At 66.4% G+C, this 9,314-nt stretch carries 6 protein-coding genes; 3 read left to right on the forward strand and 3 right to left on the reverse strand.

Going from position 1 to position 9,314, the window contains the following annotated elements; translation table 11 throughout:
• Positions 1–446: 446 nt before the first annotated feature.
• Positions 447–2,759, reverse strand: coding sequence for a xanthine dehydrogenase family protein molybdopterin-binding subunit (locus PMI15_RS09610; protein WP_007867359.1), 2,313 nt, complete (start codon positions 2,757–2,759; stop codon positions 447–449).
• Entirely contained in the window at positions 2,756–3,235 is a 480-nt protein-coding gene (locus PMI15_RS09615) for a (2Fe-2S)-binding protein (RefSeq protein WP_007867361.1), read from the reverse strand. The genes PMI15_RS09610 and PMI15_RS09615 overlap by 4 nt, the downstream gene beginning before the upstream one ends.
• A 186-nt stretch (positions 3,236–3,421) precedes the next feature.
• Here PMI15_RS09615 and PMI15_RS09620 point away from each other — a divergent pair, with 186 nt between their 5' ends.
• The 3 genes from PMI15_RS09620 to PMI15_RS09630 all read left to right on the forward strand — a co-directional run bounded on the left by PMI15_RS09620 (position 3,422) and on the right by PMI15_RS09630 (position 8,613).
• Complete coding sequence (locus tag PMI15_RS09620; RefSeq protein ID WP_007867364.1) at positions 3,422–5,347, forward strand: ABC-F family ATP-binding cassette domain-containing protein; 1,926 nt, start codon at positions 3,422–3,424, stop codon at positions 5,345–5,347.
• Positions 5,348–5,494: 147 nt separating this feature from the next.
• On the forward strand, positions 5,495–7,189 hold the full coding sequence (locus tag PMI15_RS09625; protein WP_007867367.1) for a phospholipase D family protein: 1,695 nt from the start codon (positions 5,495–5,497) through the stop codon (positions 7,187–7,189).
• Positions 7,190–7,320: 131 nt separating this feature from the next.
• Positions 7,321–8,613, forward strand: coding sequence for an NAD(P)/FAD-dependent oxidoreductase (locus PMI15_RS09630; protein ID WP_007867370.1), 1,293 nt, complete (start codon positions 7,321–7,323; stop codon positions 8,611–8,613).
• Between the two features lie 38 nt (positions 8,614–8,651).
• Here the strand turns inward: PMI15_RS09630 and PMI15_RS09635 are convergent.
• On the reverse strand, positions 8,652–9,314 hold a 663-nt coding region (locus PMI15_RS09635; RefSeq protein ID WP_007867373.1), incomplete at its 5' end, for a DUF11 domain-containing protein.

The following is a 9,314-nucleotide window of genomic DNA, read 5'->3' on the forward strand; positions in this document are numbered from 1 at the left end:
TTACTTGGCAGCGTTTGCTGCTTTGTTTGCGTCGTCAGCTGCAATCAGCTGAGCCTCAAATTATATACTGGTTTTTAATTCCCAGTCAACCCGAAGGTTATTTGCTTTTCTTGCTTAGCAGCTAATTCCGAAGAATTTTGCTTGCTTTGCTGCGATCAGCAGAGCCTTAGATTCTACACCGATTTTTGATCACCGGTCAAACTTTTTTGACTCTTTTTTCTGCCGCCTGATCGTTTTGCGATCAGCACTTTCGTTTTCAGCAGAGCCTTGAATTCTATACCGAATTTTGAGTCCCGGTCAACTTTTCAAGATCTTTTTTTCTGCTGACTTATCGCTTTCGCGGTAGCTGCAAACTCCGGAGAATTTGTTCGCTGTGTTCAGCAGAGCCATCGACTATAGCACGGTTGTTTTGGCGTTTTCGAATACTTCCGAAAAAACTTTTTGGATCACGCCTGGTTCAGGGACAGCGGCAGTGAGCGCAACCGCTGGCCCGTCAATGAAAACAGCGCATTGGCCAAGGCCGGCGCCAGTGGCGGAACACCCGGCTCACCGGCTCCGCTTGGCGCTCTCTCACTGGGAACAAGATAGGTCTCCACAACAGGCGCCCGAGCCAGGCCCAGCATGGCGTACTGGGGGAAGTTCTTCTGCCGGACCACGCCATCTTCTATATCTATGCGCCCATACAGCGCCGCACTCAAGGCAAACACCACGGAGCCTTCCATTTGCTGCGCGACGATGCCGGGATGAATCACCGTGCCGCAATCCAGGGCACACACCACGCGGTGGACACGCGGGGCGCCGTTCTGCAGGGACACCTCCACCACCTGCGCCACGATGGTTCCGAAGGACTCGTGCAGGGCCAGGCCACGAGCCCGGCCCGGGGGCAGCGCCGTGCCCCATCCCGCTTTGGCGGCGGCCAGGTCCAGCACGGCCAGGTGCCGGGGCGCTTCTTCTAATAGAGACCGCCTGAAGGCCAGCGGATCCTGCTTCGCATCCAGGGCCAACTCGTCAATAAAGCTCTCCGAGAAAAAAGCATTGTGAGAATGCCCCACCGAACGCCAGTAACCCACAGGCACACCGGAGCGCGTCGCCACATGCGACATCTTCTGGCTGGCAAAGCCGTAGGGCAGGTCGAACAAACCCTCGGCCGCGCTTTTGTCGGGCGTTTCCACGGGCGCTGCCAGCGCCGGCAGGTTGCGCTCCAGCCAGCGCGGCGTGATGGCATCGCCGGCCGAGCGGATCCGCAGGCCGCCGACCTTGCCGGCCGCATCCAGCGACGCGCTGAGCCTGGCCCGCTGCATGGGCCGGTAGAAGTCGTGCGTGGTGTCTTCCTCGCGCGACCAGATCAGCTGGACCGGACGGCCGCCGCACTCCAGGGCCACGCGCACGGCCTGGGCCACGAAGTCCACCTCCAGCCGGCGCCCAAAGCCACCGCCCAGCAAAGTCACGGTGACATGGACATCCTCAGGCGCGACGCGCGCCACACGGGCGGCGACGGCCACCGCCATTTGCGGCACCTGGGTGGGCGCCCACAACCAGACCTTGCCATCCTTGAATTGCGCAGTGCAGTTCATGGGCTCCAGCGTGGCATGGGCCAGGTAGGGCGCGCTGTACAAGGCCTCGACCTTGCGGCTTGCGGCCGCCTCGGCCTTATCGACTTCGCCCTTTTCATAAAAGGTGGAACCCGCTTCGCGATCCAGCGCGGCTTCCAGTGCCTTGCCAATCTCGCCGCTGTCCAGCCCGCCGGCCGGGCGCTGCTGCCAATCGACCGGCACCGCCAGGGCCGCCTGCTGCGCCTGCCACCAGGTTTTTCCCACCACGGCAAACCCGGCGGTGGAGCCCGCATACCCAGGCAGGCGCACCAGGCGCTCCACGCCGGACGCGGCCAGCGCTACCTCTGTATGAATGGCGCCGGCCGAACCGCCCAGCATGGGGCACAGCCGGACCGCCGCGTACAGCATGCCCGGCAGCCTCACGTCCAGGCCGAAGACCGCCGTGCCGTTGACCTTGGCGGGCAGGTCTGGGCGCGGGGCTTTGCGCCCTATCAGGCTCCAGTCCCCGCGGCTTTTGAGCCTGACTTCGCCCGGCGGCGTCGCCGCGGCGAACTTCGCCAGTTCCCCGTAATGGGCTGAGGGCCCGGAGGGATGGGAAATCACCCCCTTGCTGACGCTGAGCTCATCCACCGGCAACTTCCAGTCCAGCGACGCCGCCCCCAGCAGCGAAGCGCGGGCGGTTGCAGCGGCCGTGCGCAGCACCTCCCAGGCGTCGGCCACGCTGGACGAGGCGCCCGTGGCATTGATGCCCAGCTCGCGGGCCAGCTTGCCCACCATCCATTCGCCAAGCCGGACCTTGGTGGGGCGTACCCGCGGCGCGCCTTGCGCCGCATAGTCGTCCACCTCCAGCGGATGAAAGGGCAGGCTTCCGACCAACATGGCGACATTGCCGTAAATCGCATCGGAGCCGGCCTGCTCCAGGCTGACCCGCGCCAGCGGCACATCCAGCTCCTCGGCCACCAGCATGGCCAGCGCGGTGTGCACGCCCTGCCCCATCTCACTGCGCGGCATGGCCAGTACCACGCCGCCGTCGGCCCGTATCTTGATCCAGCCGTTGAAGACCACGCCCGTGAGGTCGGGTTCCGCGCCGGCCGGCCAGGGATGGGCCGCGCTGCCAAGGCGCGAGCGCGCCGGCAGCACGCCCCAGCCGACCAGCAGTGCGCCGGCCGCGCCCGCGGCGCTGAACAGCCAGGCCCGCCGCTTCATGCCCTGGCCTTCTTCGCGGCGCCGCCGGGCGCCATGGCGGCCGCCCGCTTGATGGCCACGCGTATGCGCTGGTAGGTGCCGCAGCGGCAGATATTGGTCATGGCCGCGTCGATGTCGGCATCCGTCGGCCGGGGGTTTGTCTCGAGCAGCGCGGCAGCGGCCATCAGCATGCCCGACTGGCAGTAGCCGCATTGCGGCACCTGCTCGGCAATCCAGGCCAGTTGCAGGGCGTGGGGCTTGTCCGGCGTGCCCAGCGCTTCTATGGTCTGGATGCGCTTGCCCAGCACGGCGGACACTGGCACCGAGCAGGAACGCGCGGCCTGGCCGTCGATGCGCACGGTGCAGGCCCCGCAGGCCGCCACGCCGCAGCCGAACTTGGTGCCGGTCATGTTCAGCACGTCGCGCAGCAGCCATAACAAGGGCATGCCGGGATCGGCGTCGGCCTGGACGAGCCGGCCGTTGATTTGCAGTTCCACGAAATCTCCCTCAGTAATGCGTCGCCCAAGCCGATGACTATATCGGCGAGCCCCGGCAGGCGATAGGGCGGCCGCGCCACACCGGCAGGGCCGCCAATCGTAAGGACTTGTATTCACCGGCCGGGGGCGCCATGAACGCCGCGTGGGCGCCGGCCTGCGCGCGGGGACGGATAATCCCTCTTCTATATGGCACTTATTACCCTCCTGGACGCCCAACTCGCTTTTGGGCACGTCGCACTGCTGGACCACGCAGATTTTTCCCTTGAGAGCAACCAGCGCATAGGCCTGATAGGCCGCAACGGCACCGGCAAGTCGTCCCTGCTCAAAATCCTCGCCGGTCTCGAAAAACCCGATGACGGCACGCTGCAGCTGCAGCAGAACCTGCGCATCGCCTACGTGCCGCAGGAACCCAGCCTGGACCCACACGCCACGGTCTTCATCGCGGCCAGCGCGGGCCTGGCGCGCACCCGCCACGTGGTGGAGCAATACCTGGCGGCCGACGAGAACACCGACCTGGACGCCCTGCAGTCGGAAATCGAAGCGCTGGACGGCTGGACCTGGGAGCAGCGCGTGGAGGAGACCCTGCACCGCCTGCACCTGGACAAGGACGCCATCGTCGGTTCGCTCTCGGGCGGCACCAAAAAGCGCGTGGCACTCGCCCAGGCGCTGGTCGCCAAACCCGACGTGCTGCTGCTCGACGAGCCGACCAACCACCTGGACCTGGACTCCATCGCCTGGCTGGAGGAACTGCTGGTCAATTTCAACGGCAGCATCATCACCATCACCCACGACCGCGCCTTCCTGGACCAGGTCGCCACCGTCATCGTCGAGCTGGATCGCGGCAAACTGAACAGCTACCCCGGAAACTTTGCCCAGTACCTGGTGCAAAAGGAAGAGCAGATGGCCCAGGAGGCCGTCATCAACGCCAAGGCCGACAAGCTGCTCGCCCAGGAAGAAATCTGGATACGCAAGGGCGTGGAAGCGCGCCGCACCCGCAGCGTGGCCCGAATCGGCCGCCTGGAAGCCCTGCGCGCCAACCGCGCGGCCCGGCGCGATGCCGTCGGCCGCGTCAACCTCGATGTCTCCAGCGGCGAGCGCAGCGGCAAGATCGTCGCCGAACTCAGCAACGTGAGCAAAAGCTTCGGCCACCCCGGCAGCGAAAAGCTCATCGTCAACAAATTCACCGGCACCTTGCTGCGCGGCGACAAGATCGGCCTGCTGGGCCCCAACGGCGCCGGCAAGACCACGCTGCTCAAGCTCATCCTGGGCGAGCTGCAGCCCGACGCGACCACGCCCCCCGGTAAGGTGCGCCAGGGCGCCAACCTGCAGGTGGCCTATTTCGACCAGATGCGCGACAGCCTGGACCTGGACGCCACGCTGGAGGATTTCATCAGCCCCGGCAGCGAGTGGGTGGAGATCAACGGCGCCAAAAAGCACGTCAAAAGCTACCTGACCGACTTTTTGTTCTCGCCGGCCCGCGCCAATTCGCCGGTGCGCACCCTCTCGGGCGGCGAACGCAACCGGCTGCTGCTGGCGCGCCTGTTCGCCCGGCCGGCCAATGTGCTGGTGCTGGACGAGCCGACCAACGACCTGGACATAGACACCCTGGAACTGCTGGAAGACCTGCTGCAGAACTACGAGGGCACGGTCTTCCTGGTCAGCCACGACAGGCGCTTCCTGGACAACGTGGTCACCAGCACCATCGCCTATGAAGGCTCGCCCGAGAACCCCGGCTTCTGGCGCGAATACGAAGGCGGCGTGACCGACTGGATCACCCAGTCCAAACGCGCCGCGCAGATCACCGGCAGCGCCAAACCGGCCCCGGGCGCCAATCCCAAGCCCGCCGGCAAAACCAGCAGCGAGTCGAAGAAGGACGCGGGCGAAACCACCGCCAAAAAGAAGCTCAGCTACAAAGACCAGCGCGAACTCGACGGCCTGCCGGCGCTGATCCAGCAGCTCGAGTCGCAGCAAAAGGCGATAGAGCAGGAGCTCTACGACGGCACGCTCTACACCACCAACGCCAAGCGGGCGGCCGAGCTCAATGCGCGGAGCAGCAAGATCGAGGAAGAGCTGATGGACGCGCTGCAGCGCTGGGAAACGCTGTCATCGTAAAACTGCCGTCGTAAGCGCCCACTCTTTTTTGCAGCCCCCTCTGGGCAGGGCTTGCGCGGTCAAGCCGGGCTCCTACACAAAGAGTCGGCGCCAGCGCAGGCGGCCCCGGCATCCCGCACATCGCCTTAGGCTACAGTGGTCTGCACCATGCCGACCACCCCCAACGCCCTTCCCCGCAAGCTTGTCTTCCCGGCGTTCCGGCACGTGCTGCCGGCGCTGGCCCTGGCATTCAGCGCCTTGTGGCTGGCCGGCTGCGCCTCCTTACCCAGCGAGGTGGACAGGCCGGTATCCACCGCCCTGGCCAAGCCCGAAGAAACCCGGCTGGGCGCGCTGGTGGCAGCCCGCGCCGCCAAGGCCGGCACGCGCAACGATTCAGGTTTTGCGCTGGTGGGCGATGCCGAGCTGGCGTTCACCAGCCGCATGACCCTGATCAAGGCCGCGCAGAAAACCCTGGACATCCAGTACTACGCCATCTTTGCCGACGACACCACCGAGCGCATGTTCGAGGCCTTGCGCGAAGCCGCCGGCCGCGGCGTGCGCATACGCATACTGCTGGACGACTTCAACACCTCGGGCAAAAACGCCCAGGTGCTCAAGCTCGCCTTCGAGAAAAACTTCGAGCTGCGGCTGTTCAACCCCCTGCCCGGCGGGCGCGGTTCCATGGTGATGCGCATCCTGAGCAACCTCAAGGACGCCGCCCGCATGCAGCGGCGCATGCACAACAAGATCTTCGTGGCCGACAACGCAGTCGCCATCACCGGCGGGCGCAACCTGGGCGAGACCTACTTCGGCCAAAGCAAGGGGACGAATTTCGTGGACATCGACGTGATCGCGGCCGGCCGTATCGCGCGCGACCTGTCCGCCAGCTTCGACCAGTACTGGAACAACCCGCTGGCCTACCCGGTGCAGTCGCTGATGACGGCCCAGGAGATAGAAGCCCTCAAGCGGCCGCCGCCCGGCGCCCAGCCCGCCAACCTCAACCGGGAAGATCCCGCCGCGCTGGCGGCCGCCACGCAGACCGCCATCGCCGAGTCGAATGCCTCCGCGGCTTCCGTCGCCGCGGCCGCCGCGCTGCCCGACTCGGCCGACCTGCGCCTGCTGACCTGGACCTGGGCACCTTCCGTCCTGCTGGTCGACAAACCATCCAAGATCGCCGCCGATGCCGACACCACCGGCGAATCCCAGGACACCACGGTGGACGGCCTGCTGCAGCTGATGTCGCAGGCCAAAGGCAATCTGCTCATCGTCTCACCCTACTTCGTGCCCGGCGAACGCATGATGGCGCAGTTCGCCGACCTGCGCCGGCGCGGCGTGCGCGTGCGCGTGCTGACCAACTCGCTGGCCTCCAACGACGCGCCCGCCGCCCACGTCGGCTACGCGCGCTATCGCAAGGCCCTGCTCGACATGGGCATAGAGCTGTATGAAATGCGCGCCGAGCAGGAAGGGTCTTTTTCGAGCTTCGGCTCATCGGCGCTCAGCAGCGGCTCCACGGGCGGCTCCACCAGCGGCTCGCGCGCCAGCCTGCATTCCAAGGTGGTGGTGATGGACGACCGGCTGCTGGTGGTGGGTTCCATGAACCTGGACCTGCGGTCCCAGCTGCAAAACAGCGAAGTCGCCATCGTCATCCGCAACCGCGCCATCTCGGCCGAGGCCACGCGCCTGATCGAACCCACGCTGGCCGCCGGCGCCTACCGCGTGGAGCTGGACGAGCAGGGCCAGATGGTCTGGCGCGCTCCCCAGGGCTCGCAGCTCAAGGACTCCCGGGTGGAGCCCGACGCGAGCCTGGGCCTGAAGCTGATGCTCAAGCTGATAGGGCCGTTCGCGCCGGACGAGATGCTGTGAAGCCCGCCGCCTCTTTCCCTGCAGCCCCCTGTAATCCCCTGTAATCGCCAGCGCGCGCGGGCCTGCCTAAAGTCGGGTTCCACGCTGCGCGGAAGGTCTTTCGCGCCGTGGGAGCACGAAAGGGCAAGCGCATGAAAGTAGCCATTGTCGGGGGCGGCCTGGCCGGTATCGCCGCGGCGCACACGCTTTTGGGGGATGCCGATGTCAGCGAGGTGCACCTGCTGGAGGCCGCGGGCGGTTATGGCGGCCGCGCCCGGACCGACAGCAAGTCCATTCCGGGATTTGCCTTCGACATGGGGGCGCAGTACATCCAGGACCCGACCACCAACCCGCTGACCGAAATCGCCAAAGACCTGCGCTTCGAAACGGTGGAGGAGGACGCCTCCTACGAGCTGCGCGTCGACGAGGATGGCACCTGGAAAAACGTAGCCACCACCGACCCCGAAGTGCTGGCCGTCGTCAACGGCATCCAGCTCTCGTACAACGCCGCCAGGGCTCAGCCCAACGTCGTGGTGGCCGCCAAACCCCGCTTTGATACCCAGGTGGAAATGTTCGGCCATGCGACCTCCCCCTACGGGCCGTTCACGGAATCGGCCGAGACCTGGCAATACCTGGCTGCGGACCGGGCCCGGGAGGTGGCGGGCGACGGCGCCGAGAACCTGTTCGTCAAGCGCGGCGTGGGCACACTGGTCGCGGCCTACGGCCAGCTCCTGCCCACCCTGTACAAAGACCGCTACAAGGCGCGTTTCGACACCCGCGTCAGCGCCATCGCCCACGCAGGCAACGGCATCACCCTGACGCTGGGCACTTCGGGCACGCTGGCGGTCGATGCCTGCATCGTTACCGTGCCGGTGGCGGTGCTGGGCAGCGGCGCCATCAAGTTCGAGCCGGCCCTGCCCGCCGCCTATACCAACGCGCTCAAGGCCTTGCGGCTGGGTTCCTACAAAAAACTGGCCCTGAAGCTGCGCACCGACCCCGCCGGCATCGTGCCCGGCACCAACTACTACCTGATCGAGGCGGAGCCGGAAGGGGTGTGGCAGTGCTACCGCCTGCCCCATGCCCCCGACGTGCTGGTGGGCCACGCGGCCGGAGATTTTGCCGCCGCGCTGGACGCCATGGCAGACAAGGACGTGTTCGACCTTTTCAAGGCCGGCATCCAGTCCGCCTTCGACGGCGTGTACTTCACCACCGGCAAGGCCATCACCAACTGGAGCGCCAACCCCAACGCCCTGGGCGCGTATTCCTACACCGCCTTCATAGGCGGCGGCCCCCAGGACCCCGGGCCCCTGAAGGCCCGCAGCGACCTGGGCGTGCCCCTGGGCAAGCTGCACTTCGCGGGCGAAGCCACCAACCTGCAGTGCTACGGCACCCTGCAGGCCGCCTATTTCGAAGGCGTGCGCGCGGCCAACGCCGTGCTGGCCTGAGACGCCGCGGGCCGCGGAACTGCAAGCACACGCCGGGTCTACTGGTCGACCTTGACGCGGTAAGTGACGATCAGCTGGCCGCCGGAAGCCAGCGAGCCGGTGAAGGTCCACTTCAGCGCCCCTTGCGCATTGACCGCCGGCTGCGTCGTCACCGTGCAGCCGGTGATGCCCGTGGGCAGCGAGCCCGGGCAGGCGGCCGACACAAAGCCGGTGAAGGCCGCGGTGGAGTCGCTCACGAACAGCGTGGACAGCGGCTGCGTGCCGTTGTTGGTGGCTGTGAGCGTGTACTGCAGCGTGTCGCCGGGATTGGCGTTCACGCTGGTGGCCGCAGGGAGGGCCTGGGTGATGTTGCTCACCAGCTTGGCCAGCGACAGGTCGCCTGCCTGGCCCACCGTGGTGATGTCGGTGGCCAGCAAGGTGCTGACGGCCAGCGCCGGGGCCGAGTTGGTGTAGGTGAAGGCGGCGCTCAGCGTGATGCTGTTCTGCGCGCCCTGGCCGGCACCGGCGGGCACAAACTGCTTGATGACCAGGCAGACGGTCTGCCCGGCGGTGACGGTGATGGCGGTCGTGACCTGCGTCTCGCTGGCTTCCAGCGCCGCGTTGCAGTTGCTGTCCTGGTACAGCACCTGGTTCCAGGCCGGGCTGGCCGGCGTGGCGGTGTTGGCCATCGAGAACGTGACCGAGCCGCCGGTGGCGGCTTT

The organism is Polaromonas sp. CF318 (assembly GCF_000282655.1).
In the GTDB taxonomy this organism is placed as follows: Bacteria; Pseudomonadota; Gammaproteobacteria; order Burkholderiales; family Burkholderiaceae_C; genus Polaromonas.